Origin of the sequence: Sorangium sp. So ce375 (genome assembly GCF_051473855.1) — a bacterium.
Lineage (GTDB): Bacteria > Myxococcota_A > Polyangia > Polyangiales > Polyangiaceae > Sorangium.
Genome location: NZ_CP150335.1, coordinates 861,963 through 879,004, shown reverse-complemented (window position 1 = coordinate 879,004; position 17,042 = coordinate 861,963). Strand labels below are relative to the sequence as shown.

Annotated in this window: 5 protein-coding genes; 1 reads left to right on the top strand and 4 read right to left on the bottom strand. The window is 75.8% G+C overall.

Features of this window, described 5'->3' with window-relative positions; all coding sequences use genetic code 11:
* Positions 1 to 174 precede the first annotated feature (174 nt).
* The 4 genes from WME90_RS03420 to WME90_RS03405 all read right to left on the bottom strand — a co-directional run bounded on the left by WME90_RS03420 (position 175) and on the right by WME90_RS03405 (position 12,328).
* Positions 175 to 6,153: a hypothetical protein gene (locus WME90_RS03420; RefSeq protein WP_437279620.1), complete on the bottom strand. Its 5,979-nt coding sequence runs from the start codon at positions 6,151 to 6,153 to the stop codon at positions 175 to 177.
* Complete coding sequence (locus tag WME90_RS03415; protein ID WP_437279619.1) at positions 6,150 to 10,922, bottom strand: hypothetical protein; 4,773 nt, start codon at positions 10,920 to 10,922, stop codon at positions 6,150 to 6,152. Before WME90_RS03415 ends, WME90_RS03420 begins: the two co-directional genes overlap by 4 nt.
* A 456-nt stretch (positions 10,923 to 11,378) precedes the next feature.
* Positions 11,379 to 11,675, bottom strand: coding sequence for a polyhydroxyalkanoic acid system family protein (locus WME90_RS03410; protein ID WP_437279618.1), 297 nt, complete (start codon positions 11,673 to 11,675; stop codon positions 11,379 to 11,381).
* Positions 11,676 to 11,731: 56 nt separating this feature from the next.
* Positions 11,732 to 12,328 (bottom strand): peptidyl-prolyl cis-trans isomerase, encoded by a 597-nt coding sequence (locus tag WME90_RS03405; protein ID WP_437279617.1) that lies wholly within the window; start codon positions 12,326 to 12,328, stop codon positions 11,732 to 11,734.
* A gap of 318 nt (positions 12,329 to 12,646) precedes the next feature.
* On the opposite strand from WME90_RS03405, the gene WME90_RS03400 reads away from it, so the two are divergent.
* Entirely contained in the window at positions 12,647 to 16,966 is a 4,320-nt protein-coding gene (locus tag WME90_RS03400) for a tetratricopeptide repeat protein (protein ID WP_437279616.1), read from the top strand.
* The last annotated feature ends 76 nt before the right edge of the window (positions 16,967 to 17,042 follow it).

The following is a 17,042-nucleotide window of genomic DNA, read 5'->3' as shown; positions in this document are numbered from 1 at the left end:
AGCGCCGTGGTGCAATCATGCGATGGGAGCGCGATGGGAGCGCGATGGGAGCGCGATGGGAGCGCGATGGTGACACGATGCGAGTGCGACGCGAGCACGATGAGGACGGGGTGACGGCGTGCGGGTGCCCCGATGAGGCGCGCGACGACGAGCGCCGCCCGCGCCCGCCCGGCGTCACTCGTTGAACCCGAGCTGCTCCCGCGCTTCGGTCAGGCCGTCGCTCACGGCGAAGACGATGAGATCGCGCGCCTCGGCGTTGCGCCCGATCCAGGTGACGCGGTCCTTGCCCGAGGCCGGCGGCGCGTTCGTGTTGCCGCCGGACCAGGCGATGGCCGTGAGGACGACGTTGATGTCGCCCACGGCGAGGAACGCGGCCCGGTTCCCCCAGCCGTTGATCGCGGTGTTCAACGTCGAGGCGCGGTTGCCGATGGAGCCGATGACGTCCGCGGCGAGCACGCTGAGCTTCGGATCCACGCCGCCCGTCATCACCCGTTCGATGCGGCCCTGGTACTCGCGCAGGCGCGCGGCGTCCGCGCCCTGCGGTGACCACGTCGGGGCGAGCGCCTTCAGGTACGCCGCGAGCAGCGGCCAGAGATCGATCGGCGCCGTCCGAGAGAACGCCGAGGCGTTCGTCTGGAGGATCTTGACCGCGCGGTGGATAAGGGCGAGCCGCACATCCTCGCGCGGCGAGGTGACGAGGGCCTGACCGAGGACGATCTTGGGGGGGCTCGTGGACGCGGGCACGCAGACGGCGCCGAGCGCGCCCGTCATGTAGACCTGCAGGTTGGGGAGGCCGTACGCCGCGCCGATGCCGCGGGCCAGGTCGGTGATGTCGGCGTGCTGGGGCGGCAACGGCGTCGCGCGGATCGAGTCGAGATCGAACGGCACCGCGTTGTCGAGCATCGGTCCCGTCTTGAGCAGGAGCTCCCGGAACGTCGGGGTCATGAGCTCCGGCGCCAGGTGAGCGTCGAGGCGGGCCGCGCCGGCGGCGTTGCCCGCGCCGCCCATCGCGGCGTCGCGGCCCTCGAGCGCCGCGACCGTCGCGCGCGCGATGCTCGAGGCGCTGGCGCGGCCGCGGAGCTCCGCGACCGTCGCGACCGTCGAGAAGAGGTAGGGCTCGAAGCGGCCGGTGTTGAGCGCGCGGCGCGCGTCGGCGAGGGCGCGATCGAGCAGGGTGGTCGCCGCGGAGGCCTGCTCGGTGCGCTGGTAGTAGCGGGCCAGCGCGCCGAGGGCGAAGTCGTCCTTGGGCCACGTCTTGCGGGCCGTGAGCAGCGTGGCCTCGGCCTTCTTCGCGTCCCCCATCGACTCGTAGATCTCGGCGAGCTCCGCGGTGCGGCGGCACTTCTGCTCGGGCGCCTCCGCGGCGTTGATGAGGAGGTTCTGCTGCTCCAGCGCGCGGGCGCCGTCGCCGGCGCGCTTGTAGAGCGAGACGAGGCGCTCGCGCGCGCTCACGTCGCCCGGCGAGCGCTTCAGGATCTCCTGGTAGGCGAGCTCGGCGCGCTCCGCGTTCGGGAGGTGCTCGTCGTAGAGCTCGCCGAGGCGGAGGTAGATCTCGACCTGCTTCGCGGGCTCCGGCACGAGGCGCGCGAGGCGGATCCACGCCTGCTCGGCGCCGGCCCAGTCGCCCTCGCCGGCGCAGACGTCGGCGAACGCGGACAGGGCCTCGACGTGATCGGGGTTCGCGTCGAGCGCGGCGGCGAGCGCCCGCTTCGCGGCCGCCGCGTCGCCGACGTCGGCGAGCGCCCGGCCGCGGAGGACCTCCATCTCGACCCGCTCCGCCGGATCCGTCACCGCCTCGAGGCGGCGCTCGAGGAGCGCGGCGAGCTCGGCGCGCGCCCCCTCGGCGATGTAGATCGCCCTGAGCCGCGAGAAGACGTCGGCGTACGACGGGTCGACCGTGGCGACCGCCTCGAGGACGTCGCGCGCCCGCGCGACGTTCTGGACCTTGTCCTGCCAGAGCACGGCCGCGGCGTAGAGCGAGTGCGCGCGCCCCTCGGGGCCGACGCTGGCGCCCGCCGCGGACTCGAGCGCCGCGGCGGCGGCCGCCGGGTCGCCGCCGCGATCGAGCGCGTCGGCGAGATCGAGGTGCGCGACGAGGTAGTGCGGGACGAGCGTGATCGCGTGCCGGAAGAAGGCGACGGCGTCCTCGATCGAGCCGGCGAGCAGGGCGTCCCTGGCGGCGCGCACCGAGAGGGCCGCGGCCTCGGACGGGCGATCGGTGCGCTCGATGAGCTGGCGATCCGCCTCGATCGCGAGGGCGTGATCCGCCTTCGCGCGGGCGTGGGCGGACATCTGGCGCAGGGCCCAGATGCCCCGGGGCTCGTTCCTGTACGCGATCTGGACCGGCTCGAGCGCCTCCTCCCAGGGGAGCACGCGCAGGCGCAGCCGCGCGGACAAGAGCGCGTGGGCGATCGCCTCCGGGCCGTCGAGGACGCGCGCGATCTCGAGGGCGATGGGCTCGAGCTCCTCGTCGCGCCCCTCGCCGATGAGGTGGGAGGCGACCCGGCGGAGCGTCGGCAGGTGGTGCGGCGTCTCCTCCAGGATGGAGCGGCGCCACAGCAGCGCGCTGCCGGCGTCCTTGCGCCCTTGCTCGTCGAGCTCCGCGAGGCGCTCGTAGATGTCGAGGCGCTCCGCCGCGTCCGCCGCCTCGCGGGCGCGCGGGATCAGGGCGTCGACGAGCTCGCCCGTGCCGTGGCCCGCGACGGCCGCGCGGTAGAGGGCGATCGGCGCGAGCCCCGTGTCCCCCGCGGCGATCGCCTGGCGGGCGCACGCGGCGGCCTGCGCGAGATCGCCTGTGCGCTCGTGGTCGAGGGCGGCCTCGAGCGCGAGGCGCGCGGCCTCGATGCCCGTCGCGGCCCGGTCGTCGCCGGCGCGGGCGGCGTCGCCCTCGCCGCCTGCGTGGCCAGGCTCGAGGGAGCGCAGGAGCTCGGCGGCCCGCTCGGCGCGCCAGGCGGCGCGGTCGCCGGGGGGCTCCGGCGCGAGCCGCTCGAAGAGCTCGCGCAGGCCGATGTCCTGCGGGCGCGAGCGGTGCGCCGTCTCGAGGAGCGACGCCGCGGCCGCGGGGTCGGCCTCGGCGACGAGGAGCGCCTCGCGGACGAGGTCGTGGGCGCGCTCCAGCGGATCGGCCGCGCCCTCGCGGCGGGTCCTGAGCCACTCGAGGAGCCCGTCGCGATCCACGCGGGCGCGCGCGCTCCGCTCGCCGAGGTGGAGCGCGACGGGGAGCTTCGGATCGATCTGCGCGGCGCGCGAGAGCAGGCGCTCGCCCTCCTCGTTGTCGCCGCCGTCGAGCAGGCGGATCGCGGCCTCGGTGACGAGCACCGCGGCCCGCGGCCCCTCTTCGAGCGTGAGCGCGTGCTCCGCGAGGATGCGCGCGGCGCCGACGCCGCTCTCCTGCGCGGCGCGGGCGCGCGCGGCGCCCTCGTGCTGCGGGTCGGCGGCGCGGGCGCGATCGAGATCGCTCATCGCCGCCCGCTGATCGCCCGCGATCTCCGCGAGGACGGCGGCGGCGAGCGCGCTGTCGCGCTCGGACGCGACCTCGCGCAGCGACGCCACGGCCCTGGCCACGCGGGCGCCGCGATCGCCGTCGAGATCGAGCTCGAGCGCGAGGGCCCGGAAGAGCGGGCTCTCGGGCGCGGTGTCGCCGTAGGTGACGACCGCGCGGGAGAAGGCGTCGCTCGCGTCGACGCCGCCCTCGGCGGGCACGGCCTCGCGCGAGAGCGCGCGGCCGAGGGCCGCGGCGGCGCGGGCGCGCGGGCCGCCGAGGGGGCGCACGCCCCTCGACGCGGGCGCGCCGTCCGCGGCGAGCGCCGATCCGTCTGCGTCGCCCAGGGCGGCGCTCGCCGCGGCGCAGAGCGGCGCGAACTCGGGATCGTCGGCGAGGGCGTCGAGCCACGGCTCGATCTCGCCCGCGGAGCCGCCGGCGAGCGCCGAGAGGACGATGCGATCGGCCGGCGAGAAGGCGCCGCCTTCGTCGCCGTCGTCGAGCGTCGCGTCGCGCACGGCGGCGACGTCGCCGAGCTCGATGGCCTGCGCCGCGAGCGCGCGGCGCGCCTGGCCGCCGTGCGAGCCGGAGGCGACGCTGCGGAGCGCGCCGAGCGCGGACGGGCGGGTCTCCTTGCGCGCGGCGCTCAGCGCGGCGGTGAGCCACGCGACGGCGGGCGCGAGCGAGGTGCCGCGCAGGGGGTCGAGGCTCGCGAGGCCCTCGGCGAGGTCGCCGGCGCGGAGCAGGGCGCGGGCGCGGAGCAGCGCCTCGTACGCCGTGGCGGGGGCGGCGCGGCCGCGGGCCGGCCGCGCCGCGCCGCGGTGCGCGGCGACCTGAGCGCTCGCCGCGGCGAGCGGCGCGAGCTCGGGCGCGTCGGGGAGGCGGAACTTCGCGATCACGGCGGAGGCCGCCGCGTCCGAGTCCGGCGCGGCGAGCGCCTCGCAGAAGCGCTGGACGTGCGCGCGCGGATCGGCGGGGTGCGTCCGGGCCGCGAGCTCGAGGCGTCTGTGGGCGCCCTCGGGATCCGCGAGCGAGATGCGGGCGAGCTCGGCGCCGAGCACGAGGTTGTGGCACCGCGCGGCCGGCGTGCCGAGGACGCGGGTCTCGCTCTCCAGCGCCTCGAGCGCGGCGGGCAGATCCCCCTCGCGCATCAGGAGGCCGCGGAGCTGGCGGTGCGCGAAGATCAGGCTCGGGGCGAGGTCGCGCGCCTCGGCGGCGATGGCGCGCGCGGTGGCGTCCTCCCCGGCCATCACGTAGAGCTCGGCGACGGGGAGCAGCGCGCGCGCCCGGGCCGCGGGGTCCTCGATGAGCTCCGCCTCGGCGCGGAGCCACGCGGCGCGCGCCGCCCACACGTCGCGCTGCTGCGACTGGACGAGGATCGCGCTCGCGTCCTGCTCGCCGTCGAACACCGAGGCGGGCGGCGGGATCGACGGCAGCGGCGGGAGGCTCTCGGGCGCGCGGGCAGGCGACGACGACGGGCCGGCGGGGGGCGGCGACGCGGACGACACGCGCGACGACGACGGGCGCGGCGGCGACGACGACGGCACGCGCGACGACGAAGGCCGGACGTGGGACGCCGCGATCGGGCGCGGCGGCGACGCGGACGACACGCGCGACGACGACGGGCGCGGCGGCGACGACGACGGCGCGTGCGGCGACGACGCGCGCGGCGGAGCGAAGGCGACGCCGCTCTCGGGCCTCCGGGTGGCGACGCGCGTCTGCGCGAGATCGTCCTCGAGCTCTTCATCGGTCGGCTCGGTCGACCCGCTGATCAGGCTGGACTCGTCCACGAGCTCGCCGGGATCGCTCTCGATGGAAGGCTGATCCCAGCGGCTGGTGACAACGGACGACTCGCCCGCGTACGGACGGGTCGTGGGCCCGGGCTCGTCGAGGGCGTTCGTCTCCTCGTCGTCGATGCCCTGCGTCTCCTCGTCGTCGAAGGCGGGCGCCTCCGCGAGCCGGACGCTGGTGGCGCCGCTGGGCGGCGCGAACTCGAACGGGGAGTCGCCGCCGTCGGGGATGGGCGTCGCGCGGTCGCCCGGCTCGGCGGTGTCCTCCTCGTAGAGGTCCTCCCGGCGCGCGGGCGGCGGCAGCGGGGGCGGCGCGGCGGGCGGCTGCGGGCGCGGCGCCGTGAACCTCGCGGACGGGGCGGGAGGCGGGATCTTCGGCGTCCGATCGCTGGGCGTGAGCTCGGCGCCGAGCGACGCCTTCACGTCGCCCTGCCTGCCCGATCGGGGCGGGGCCGCGGGGCGGGGCAGCGACGGGGGGCGCGGCGGCGGGATGGGCGCCGCGGGCCGGCGCGTCCCGTGCAACGCCGGCGCCGAGGTCACGACCCCGTCGTCGGGGTCCTCGGCGCGCTGGTCCTCGAACAGCATGTCGAGCAGCGCGTCGCTCTCCCCGGCGCTCTGCGCGGGCCTCGCGGGCACGGGCACAGGCTCGCGGGAGAACAGCTGCTTCAGGCCGCCTTCGCCGGCGCGCTCCCCCTCCTCGGCGCCGCGGATCGACTGGATGAGCTCCTCGGGGATCTTCGCGAGGAGCGTGGCCTCTTCGACGTCGCCCTCCGAGACCGCCGCGCCGTACATCGCCGGCGGCGGGACCGTGATCTTCTCCTGCGACGGGGTGCCCTCGTCGCCGCCGCCAGAGGAGCTCTTGGAATTCGGATTCTTGCTCACCGGACCCCCATGCCGAGCTTCTTCCGGAGCTCGAGGTAGCTCTGCGAGAGGACGAACGCGACGAGCTGGCGCGCCCGCTCGCTCTCGGCGACGGCACCGCCGAGCTGCTCGCGCGGGGTGTTGAGGATGTCCGAGAGGACCAGCGAGACGTCTCCGGCGGCGATGACCGCCATGCGATCGATGCTCCTGCGCGCCGCCTGCGCCCAGCGGAGCGGGTCCTGCTGGCTCGAGATGATGCGCTGGCAGACGTCGGCGATGGCCTTGCGTGTCGCGCGCGACATCTCCTTGTGGATGGCGCGCGAGACCTCGCCGAACACGGCGTAGGGCGGCTGCGGGACGGCGAAGCCCGCCTCGATGCACGACGCAGCGACGAGCGAGGCGACGGCGCTGTCGTCCCGCGTCCTGAGCGACGAGATGCCCCGGCGCAACGCGAACGCCTCGCGCGCGATCGCCGAGCGCGAGGCGGCGTCGAGCGGCGTCGTGATCTCCGGGCCGAGCACGAGCGCCGGCAGCTGGCCGTAGACGCCGGTCGCGCCGCGGGGGCTCGGGCCGCCGACGTAGAGCTCGAAGTCCGTCTCGAAGCTGAGCGCGCCCATCCACTCGGCGACGGCCACGCGCAGCGGGTGGCCGCCGCGCGAGTCGATGCGATCCTTCTTGCCGACGCCGAGCGACACGAGCGAGGGGCCGAGCGCCATGCAGATGGTCTCGGCCATCTTCGCGAACAGCTCGCCGACGGGGCCGGTGTCGAGCGGATCGGCGATGTCGGCCATGGCCTTGGCGTCGAGGGCGATCTGCGGCCGCGCCGGGACGCGGGTGTCGATCTTCCTGAGCTCCGCGGAGATGCCGTCGTCGGTGCGGCCGAGCGCGACGAGCGCGCCGAGCGTGGCCTGCCTGAGCGCCGCGTCCTGCCCCGCCCCGGCGATCTTCGCGAGGAGCGCGACCCGGTCCGCGTCGATCGGATCGGACGCGAGCGCCTGGATCAGCGTCGCCTTGGCGCGGCCGAGCACGCGGGTGCGGAAGGCGGGGTCGTAGTCCGTCGTGAGGACGAGATCGATCGCCTCGCCGTCGTCCGGCGCCTCGTCGAGGAGCTTGGCCACGGCCTTCTCGGCGCGGCGCGGCGTGCGGAGCTGATCCCGGTAGATGGCCATCGCGAGGCGCGCCGCCTCGATCCGCCCCCCGGGGGTGTCGCGCTCGACCATGAGCTCCTCGAGCAGGCGCGTCGCCTCGTCCCAGGAGCCGACCCGGGCGGCGACCCGGACGAGGCGCTCGCGGACGACGGGCGTCGACAGCCCGGCCCGGTGCAGGCCGACAAGCACCTCGAGCGCGCTGTCGTGCTCGCCGAGCTTCTCGTAGGCGTCGACCGCCGTGATCCCCGACATGAGGCGCTGCTCGCCCGGCGCCTTCGCGACGCGCGAGAGCTCGGCGTAGAAGGCGGCCGCCTGGCCGAGATCGCCCTGCGCCTTCGAGATGTCGGCCGACAGCGCCAGCGCGCCGATGTGGTCCGGCTCGAGCAGCGTCACGTTCTCGAGCGCGGCGAGCGCCTCGTCGAGCTTGCCCTTCTTGCGGAGCACGCGCGCGCGCTCCCAGAACAGCTTGCAGAGCTCGAGGTCGTTGTCCGCCACGCCGAGCCGCTTCTCGATGATGTCGAGCAGCCGCTCGTCCTCGTTGCGCGCGCGGACCCGGCGGAACAGCCGGTCGAAGGCGACGCCGCGCCGCGGGTCGCGCGAGAACGCGCGATCGAAGGCGATCTCCGCGTCCTCGTGGGCCTCGGTGTGCTCGAGGAGCAGGAGCCCCGCGCTCTCCCAGAACCCAGCGCCGCGGGCGTCGTCCTTGCAGAGCGCCCCGAGCTGCGCCGAGGCGAGCGCCGCCGACACGGGGTCGCGCAACGCCTCGGACGTCGCGCGGACGCCCTCCCAGGCGGCGACGTCGTCGGGCCGACGCTCGACGATCGTGCGGAACGCGGCGAGCGCGCGCTCGTGATCCCCGGCGGCGAAGTCCGACCAGCCCGCGAGGCCGAGCGCGGTGAGCTGCGCTTCCTCGCCGAGCGCGTCGCCGAGGCCGTGCAGCGCCGCCGCGCGGCGCCGCGGATCGCAGCCGGGCAGCGCGAGCTCGAGGTTGGCGAGCTGCGCGGGCGCGTGCTCGCCCGTCAAGAACGGCCGCGGCAGGTTGGGCTGGTCGAGCGCGCCGACGATCGCGGCCGAGGCCTCCATCGCGGCGCGGGCCTCGCCCTCCATGTGCCGCGCGAGCGCGCTCCGCGCGGCGACCTCCGCCTCGCGGTCCTCGGCGCCGAGCGCGGCGCCGAGCCACTCGAGCTCGGCGTGCGGGCTCGGATCGGCCGCGGCCCAGGCGGCGGCGCGCGACGCGGTGCGCGCGCGGTCCTGGTCGAGGGTGCGCGCGAGGCGGAAGCGCTCGGCGTGCGCGATCGTCGCGGCGCCGTCGCCCCGCTCCTCGATGTAGTCGAGCGCGCGCTCGACGGCGCTCCGCTGATCGAGGGCCGGCTGCCAGAGGAGCCGCCCGAGGGCGGCGGCCAGGGCGAGGTCGTCGCTCGCCTGCGACTCCAGCGCTTCGAGCGTCGCGAGCGCCTCGTCGGCGTCGCCGCCCTCGGCCGCGCCGACCTCGAGCCCGAACCGCGACAGCGCGAGCGCCGCCGGGTCCTCGCCCGCCTCGCCCGCGATCTCGAGGGCGCGGCGCCGGCTCTCCAGATCGCTCGCCTCGTGGCCGCGGAGCGCCCAGGTGAGCACCGTCGCGCCCGCCCGCGGCGCCTTGCCGCGCGCGGCCTCGAGCTCCTCGACGGCGCGCCCGCGCTCGCCGGCGCGCCAGAGCAGGATGGCCGCCTCGATGTGCAGCGCCGCGGAGAGCTCCGCGTCGTCGATCGCCGCGGCGCAGGTCGAGAGCGTCGCGGCCGCGGCGGTGGGGCTCCCGGCGCGCCGATGGAGCTCGGCCAGGAACACCGCGATGACCTCGTCGTCCGCCGATCGCTCGAAGAGCGCGCGGAGCCGGCTGCGGGCGCGGTCCAGATCGCCGCCGCGCGCGCTGCGCAGGGCCGCGACGAGCCACAGCCCGCGCGCGGTCTCGTCGCCCTCGACCTCGGCGAGCGCCTCGATCACCGTCGGCGAGCGCCTCGGGCCGGGGGCGCCGGGCTCGTCGCCGCGCTCGCGCCGGCTGCGGACGAGATCGACCGCGAAGGCGCCGAGCGCCCGCCCGAGCCACGCGTTCGGCGTGGCGCCGTCGTCCGCGCCGGAGGCGGCGAGCTCGGCGAAGGCGCCCTCGGCGCCGTCCGCGTCCCCCCGGAGGAGGCGGCTCCGGCCGATCTCGAACCACAGGCTCGCCTTCTCGGCCGGGTCGACGCCGGTCGAGAGCAGCCGCTTCGTCGACTCCTCGTACCAGGCCGCGTCGCCGCGGAGCGCCGCGAACGACCGACCGAAGCGCGCGAGCACGCCCGGGTCGACGCCGGCCATGCCGGCCTGCGACAGCGCCGCCTTCGCCGCGCCGACGTCGTCCGTCCGCACCGCCCAGACGTAGGCGGCGAGGAGCAACGCGCGCCCCCTCGCCTCGTCGCTGCTGTACGACGCCGCCGTCGCCTCGAGCGAGGCCGCGAAGGCGGACGGGTCCTGACCGTCCCCGAGGAGATCGATCTCCAGCGCGCGCGCCGGGATGCACTGCGGATCGGCCGTGAGCGCGCTCCGGAGCGCCGCGAGCGCGGCCTCGCGATCGCTCGCGAGCGCCGCCGCCTCGGCGACGCGGAGCCACAGGGCCGCGGCGCCGGGCCCGCTCGCGCCGCGCGCGATCTCCTGCTTGGCAAGGCTGGCGGCGGCCTCGGCCTCGCCGGCGGCCTCGAGCGCGGCGATGCGCGCCCGGCCGAGCAGCGCCGACTGGGGGAGCCGCTCCGCGGCCCGCTCGAGGAGCGACGCGAAGCCGCCCGTCCCGGCCCGCTGCGTCAGCTCGGCGGCGCGGAGCCACGCGTCGGCCGCGTACTCCGGCTTGCGCATGTACCGCGGCACGCCGTTTGTGTCGCCGCTCGCCTCGTCGTCGAGCGCGTCGGCGATGAGCTCGGCCTGCCCCTCGAGGGCGCGCGCGAGCGCGCCGAGGTCCTCCTCGCGCCGGGCGATGGCCTCGAGCGCGAGCTGCGACCTGAAGCGCGCTCGCCCCTCCAGCGCGGCGGCCGCGTCGAGCAGCTCGTAGGCGCGCTCCACGTTCTCGGTCGCCGCCGCGAGGTCGGCGAGCTCGATGAAGAGCAGCCCCTTCCACGTCGCGTCGGTCGCGAGCTCCGCGCGGGCCTCGAGCGCGCGCATCCGGCCGGCGAGGTCCCCCTCCTTGGCCGCGATGAGCTCGAGCTCGAGCCACGGCGTCGCGTCCTCCGGGTTGCTGAGCGCCGCCTCTTCGAGCGCCTCCTTCGCCGCCGCGAGGTTCTGCTCGTGGTCCTGGAGGTACGCCGCGCGCTCCCAGAACGAGCGCGCCCGCTCCTCGGGCGTGGCCGCCGCGCGCGTGAGCGCGTCGAGCAGCTTGCCGAGGTTCTTGATGGACTTGCGCCGCGTCAGGATGCGGACCAGCGCCTCGAGCGGCTCGCGGAACTGGGGGTCGGCGTTGAACGCGGCGAGGTAGTCGCGCGCCGCCGTGGGCTCCTCCCCCAGCGCCTCCTCGAGCGCGCCGAGCTCGTGCAGCAAGAGCGCCTGGAGCTGCCGCTCCGGTTGCTCGCCTTGCTCCGCGCGAAGCCGCGCGATCAAGGCCGTCATGCTCTCGGCCTGCCCCTCGGGTGCCTGGACCGTCATCTCGCTCGCGACGCCTCCGCAGGGGATCTCATCTGTGCGCAACGCATGACGATGGCGGAGAGTAGCGAACCGAACCTGACGGAGTAAAGCGCGCCGGGCAGGGAGCGGGCTCGAACAGCGCCGAGCAGCGACCAATCCGCGCGGGTCGGTCGAGCGGCTGACAGGAACGCGCGCGCCCCGCGCCCGGCGCGGTGATCCGCGGAGCACGTCGGCAGACCGCGTGCGACATCGGAAAACGAGGAACAGCGGGCGCGCCCGCGCGCAGCGCGACGCGCTGGAGCGGGCGGAGGCCGCTCGCCCGCGAGGAGGAGGCTGAGTCCGGGTCGAGGAGGAGGAAGTGCGCGTCGAGCAGGGTGCCGCGAGCTGCAGGGGCGGATCGGCGCTCGTCGCGGCGCCGTCGCCGTTCGATGGGCCGGCCGAGCGAGCCGCCGGGGCGCGCCGAGACCGGCTGCCGGGCTAGGCCTTGGCCAGCACGGCGTCGAGCTTCTCGTTGACCCTCGACTCGACCATGCCCTTCATCGCCTTCAGCAGGAACGGGAGATCGATCTCGACGTTGACCGAGGACGCCTCGACGCGCACGAGGCCCTTCGTCCCCTTCGCGGCGCCGCCCGGGGCCTCGAACCGGATGACGTCGCCATCCCATCGCCACTGGATGCCGAGCTTGTCCTCCATGCCCCGCGCAAGCTCCTCCGCGCGCTTCCTGGCCTCGTCCTTGGTGAGCGCGTGCTGCCGACGGATGTCGATCGTCGCCATTCGGGTTCTCCACTCGTTCGCGTCCACGGCGACGCGCCGCGCGCGGTACGATCTACTTACTCGATCCGACGCGCGATCCAAAAGCCGCGCGGCGTATCGACCGGGCCGCTCACGCCCCCCTTGGGGAGGCTGAACAGCTCGTACTCCGGCGCGGGCTCGAGCACGCCGCGCGGGATGTAGCCAAGGTCGTCGGTCGATCCCTTGTCGCCCTTGTCGATGGCGGCCTTGAAGTCCGTCTTGGCCACCTCGGCGAGCTCCCGGGCGAGCGCCAGCGCGGCGTCCTTGGATCGCGCGGTCGGCGCCGCGCCCTGCGCGCCTCGGTACTGGATCAGCACGACGCCGAAGCGCACCTTCTTCGGCGCCTCGACCGGCAGCGCCGGCGCCGCCTCTCCCGAGAGGAGCGTGACGCCCGCGTCGGATCGCGCCGCTGGCTCGGGGCCGCTCTCCTGGACGGTGCCCTCTGCGCCAGCGTCGGTCCCCGCGTCGCCATCGCCCGCCGCGGTCGGCGCGAGCGAGGCGTCGGCGTCGGCGTCGGCGCCTGCGTCGGCGGGCGCGCTGGCCGCGCCGCGCCCCTTCGAGCCGCCGTTCGTGATGACGAACGCCAGCGCGCCCGCGAAGAAGAGCGTGTAGATGACCGCCGTCGAGCGCTGCATGGGCGGCAGCGCGTTAGCACAAGTGGACGACGCTTGGCGAGGCCGCGATGGCGGCGCGCCCCGCCTTCCCGACGCCGCCGCCGCTCCAGCCGCCGCCCCGCGTCCCTCCGCCCCCGGCCGCCTCCGCTCCGGGACCAAGCACGCGATGTGCCCGAGGAAGTCGCCGATTTGAGGGCGCCCGGTAGAAGAGGCGATCCAAGGACCACAACCCCTGCTAGTAAGGAGAGCGGATGTCGGGGCATCCCGGCCTTTCGGAGGCCGAACGAGCGTGGAGACGCCTGTACAGGCGCTCGCGGCGCCGGCATCGGGTCGGGAAGCATGATCAAGGTCGAGTGCGACGGGTGCAAATCGCCGTACCAGGTCGACGAGAAGCGCGTTCCCCCTGCGGGGCTCAGGATGCGCTGTCCGAAGTGCGGTACGAGCCTGCTGGTGACCAAGGGGGGCGCGGACGCAGCACCTGCGCCGACGCCCGCGCCCACACCCCCACCGCGGGCCGGCGCGGGAGGCTTTCAGCTCTCGGAGCGGAGCGCCCCTGCGGCGCCCGAGGACGCCGATCTGCCCATGGCCGCGCCGGAGGACGTCGCCTTCCCGGCGGTCGTGCCTCCCCGACGGCCGGGGCCCGCGCCAGCGCCGGTACCGACGCCGCCGCGCCGCGCGGCGCCCGCCGCGCCCGCGGCGCCACCTGAGCCGCCGGGTCCGGAGGTCTTCGGAGAGATCGGCCTGCCGGACGTCCCGGATCGCCCCGCGCCGTCCGATCGGCGAAACGCCAAGACCGTGCCGCAGCGGCGCGGCTTCGGCGAGATCGATCTCATGGTCGAGCTCCCGAGCCCGACAGACGCCGAGGTGCAAGGGCTCAACCCCGACGATCTGCCGGTCGTCTACGGGAATGCGCCGGGGGCGCCCCTGGCGCGATCGCGCGCGGAGTCCCGCACCGCCCCGGCGACGCCGACCGCGTTCGCCGGGGCCGACCTGCCGGCGCGGGTCGAGCCGCTTCCTCCGAGCAGCCGGCGCACCCTCGGGTTCGGCGAGCGAGCCTCCACGCCCGGCGCCCCCGCGGGGCCTGGCGCGCGGGACGCGGGGCTCGGCGCGCGAAACGCCGGGGCCACCACGCAGCCGCTCGGCCGCGAGCGCGCGGGCGGGCACGCCGCGCCCCCGCGCGTGGCCCCGGAGTACGATTTCGGAGATCTGGACGACGACGCGCCGCCGGCTCCTCCGGCGCGTCCCAGCGGCTCCGGCGGCGGCTCGATGTCGTTCGGCTTCGGCGAGCTCGAGCTGCCTCTCGAGGGCGACGGCGATGGCGAGCTGCCCTCGATGTCCTCGGGCGACCTGCCCATCGTCGCCGGCGATCTGCCGAGCTCGGCCCCCGGCGTCCTCGGCATGCCCGCTCGGTTCCCGGAGACAGGCCTGCCCACGCCGGCGTCCGCGCCGCTCCCCTCGCCGGCTCGCGCCGGGCTCCCGGCCGCTGCGTCCGCGGGCTTCCCTGCCCCGGCCCCGGCGGGTTTCCCCACGAAGGCCACCGGCCCCTCCCTTCCCACGAAGGCCGCCGGCTCCGCCCTCCCCACGAAGACCGCCGGCTCCGCTCTCCCCACAAAGACCGCCGGCTCCGCCCTCCCCACGAAGGCCACCGGCGCCGGCTCACCTGCTGGACCGGGCACCATCGTCGGGGCCGAGCTCTTCGACGAGGCGCCGCCGGACTACGACGACTCGCGCGTGGGCGCCGCATTTCAGGCGCCCGGGCCGCGCCCCCTCCCGCCGCAGGCAGCGCCCGAGCCGCCCGGCAGCGGCCCCATGCCGCCCGTCGACTTCGGCGCCGTCCCCCCCGCCGACTTCCCCCCCGCCGACTTCGGCGCCGTGCCCCCCGCCGACTTCCGCACCGCGCCCACCACCAGCTTCGGCGCGTCGCCCACCACCGGCTTCGGCGCAGCGCCGCCCGCCGACTTCGGCGACGAGATCGCGCTCGGCGAGGGCGTTACGCAGCTCGCCACCGGCGCCGCCCCGACCGCGTACGATCCGTCCGACCGCTCCGGGAACTTCACGCAGACGGCGGCGGACGACGACGATCGGGGCATCGAGCTCAGCGTCCCGCACCCGAGCGTCGGGGACGAGGTCGACCTGACCGGCGCCGGCACCGAGATCGGCGACCTGAGCGCCGGTCCCGAGGCGCAGGTCGACAAGTCCGCGCCTGCCACGGAGGCGCCGCCGCAAAAGTCGAAGATCAAGCGCTACGTCGTCGCGGCGCTCGCGGTCGCCGCCGTCAGCGGCGGCGCGCTCGCGCTCGTTCCGGACGTCGGCGCCTTCGGCGTGAACCTCATCAGCGACCGGCTCAACGCCTTCGCGTACGATGCGGCGCTCGCCGACCTCCGCCAGCGGACCCAGACGGCCCTCGCCAAGGACACGGCGTCGGCCGCCAACGGCGCGCTGGACGACGCGAAGGCCGCGCGGGGCAATGCGCCGCGCCACCGGGCCACGATGGCCTACGCCGGGTACATCGCCTTCGCGCGGAGCCTTCGCTTCGGGCACCGGACCATCGACGACGCCTTCGGCAAGGAGATGATCGCGCTGGCGAGCTCCCATCCGGGCGACCTGCTCGCGCTCGCCGTCGCGGCGCAGGACGCGGCCAGCGGCGAGCTCGCGCGCGCGCGGCAGGCCGCGCAGGCGCTCGCGGCCCAGCTCAAGGACGACATCGATCTCGCCGTCCTCGCCGCCGAGATCGAGCTCGCCGCCAAGGACGCTCCCAAGGCGATCGCGGCGTGGCAGCACGCGAACGGCCTCCAGAAGAGCGCGCGGACGCTCTTCGGCCTGGCCCGCGCGCAGCTCCTCGCCGGGGACACGGCGGGCGCCGAGGCGAGCGCCCGCGCCGCGCTCGAGGCCTCGCCGAACCACGTCGGGGCTCGCACGCTGGTCGCGTCGCTGCTCTGGCAGGAGCCGGGCCGCGAGCAGGAGGCGCTCGATCTGCTCGGCAAGGTCACCGGAGACGGCCCGATCCGGGCCGCCGCGAGCGACCCCGAGATCGTCGACGCGTACACGCTGCTCGGCACCATCCACCTCGCGAAGTCGCGCATGAGCGCGGCGGAGCAGGCCTTCGCCGGCGCGGTGAAGCTCGACCCGCAGGCGGTCCGCGCCCTGATCGGCAACGGCGAGGTCCTCTACCGGTCCGGCCGCTACTCCGAGGCGCAGGCGCGCTTCGAGGCCGCCGCCCGCGCCGACGCCCAGAACCTCGCCGCGCAGCTCGGCAAGGCGAAGACCTGGCTGGCGCAGGAGCGCATGAAGGAGGCGAAGGACCTCCTGAAGGAGCTGCAGAAGACCCGCGCCGCGGACCCGCAGGTCGCCTACTGGCTCGGGCGCACCGAGCTCGCGCTCGGCAACAAGAAGGAAGCGGAGCAGGCGTACCTCGACGCCGTGAAGTCGACAGAGAACCTCCCGGAGGTCGTCGACGCCTACGTGGCGCTGGCGTCGCTCCTGTCCAGCGTGGGCCGCAACGAGGCGGCGGCGGAGAAGCTGTCGGAGGCGACGGCGAAGTTCCCCGACCTGCCGGCGCTGCACAAGGCCAAGGCGGAGGTCGCGCTCCAGACAGGGCGGTACGACGAAGCGCGGCAGGAGCTCGAGCTCGCGCTCGCGAAGGAGGACGACCTCGGCAGCCAGTTCAAGCTGGGCGTGGCGTACCGTCGCCTGCGCCGGTTCGACGACGCCGCGCGGGTCTTCGACAAGGTCACCGCGGCCGACAAGGACTACCCGGGCCTCGCGCTCGAGCGAGGGCTCCTGTTCGAGGAGACCGGCCAGAGCGAGCGCGCGCTGGAGATGTACGCCGACGCGCTCCGCAAGGCGCCGAACGACATCGATCTGAAGCTGCGCGTCGGCTCGACGCAGGTCATGGCGGGGCACGCGAGCCAGGCCGAGCCCATCCTGCGCGACGTGCTCAAGGATCGCGCGAACTCCGCCGAGGCGAACCACTTCCTCGGCCGCGCGCTCCTCGTGCGCGGCACGAACACGGCCGAGGCGCTGCGCTTCCTGGAGCGCGCCGCGGAGATCGACCCGAACCGCGCCGAGTACCACCTCTACGTCGGCTGGGGCGCCAACGAGACGGGCCAGACCGCGCGCGCGGAGATGGCGCTGAGGCGCGCGCTGGAGCTCGACGCGGAGCTCGGCGACGCGTACTGGCAGCGCGGCGTGCTGCTGCAGAAGCAGGGAGCGAGCCGCGACGCGCTGGCGGATCTGAAGATCGCGCTCGAGAAGCGGCCGTCCCGCTACGAGGCCTACGCCACGATGGCGCTCTGCTACCAGGATCAGGGCAACTGGGCGGCCGCGGAGGACGCCTGGCGCAGGGCGATCGCGGCCAACGACAAGGTCCCGGAGTGGCACTACCGCCTCGGCAAGATCTACGCGTCGCGCGGCAACCGGGCCGGGGCCGCGAGCGAGATGGAGCAGGCGGTCACCCTGGGCGAGGCGCCGGAGCGCTCGACCCCGCCGTGGCTGTTCGACGCGCACTTCCTCCTCGCCGAGGCGCTCCGCGCGACGAACAACCGCGAGAGGGCCGTCCGCCACTACCAGCGCTTCCTGGAGACGGCGCCGCTCGACAACGCCTACCGGCGCGACGCGGAGCAGGCGCTGGAGAGCCTGGGAGCCGGGAAGGGGCACTGAGGGGAGCGAGCGGCCTGTGCTCGGCTATCCTGGCGGATGACCCCCTCCGTCAGATGACGCTCGATATCGAGTGACC

Excerpts from the sequence above, each read along its gene's own strand:
- WME90_RS03415 (WP_437279619.1), bottom strand. The coding sequence starts at position 10,922 with ATGACGGTCCAGGCACCCGAGGGGCAGGCCGAGAGCATGACGGCCTTG.
- WME90_RS03410 (WP_437279618.1), bottom strand. The coding sequence starts at position 11,675 with ATGGCGACGATCGACATCCGTCGGCAGCACGCGCTCACCAAGGACGAG.
- WME90_RS03405 (WP_437279617.1), bottom strand. The coding sequence starts at position 12,328 with ATGCAGCGCTCGACGGCGGTCATCTACACGCTCTTCTTCGCGGGCGCG.
- WME90_RS03400 (WP_437279616.1), top strand. The coding sequence starts at position 12,647 with ATGATCAAGGTCGAGTGCGACGGGTGCAAATCGCCGTACCAGGTCGAC.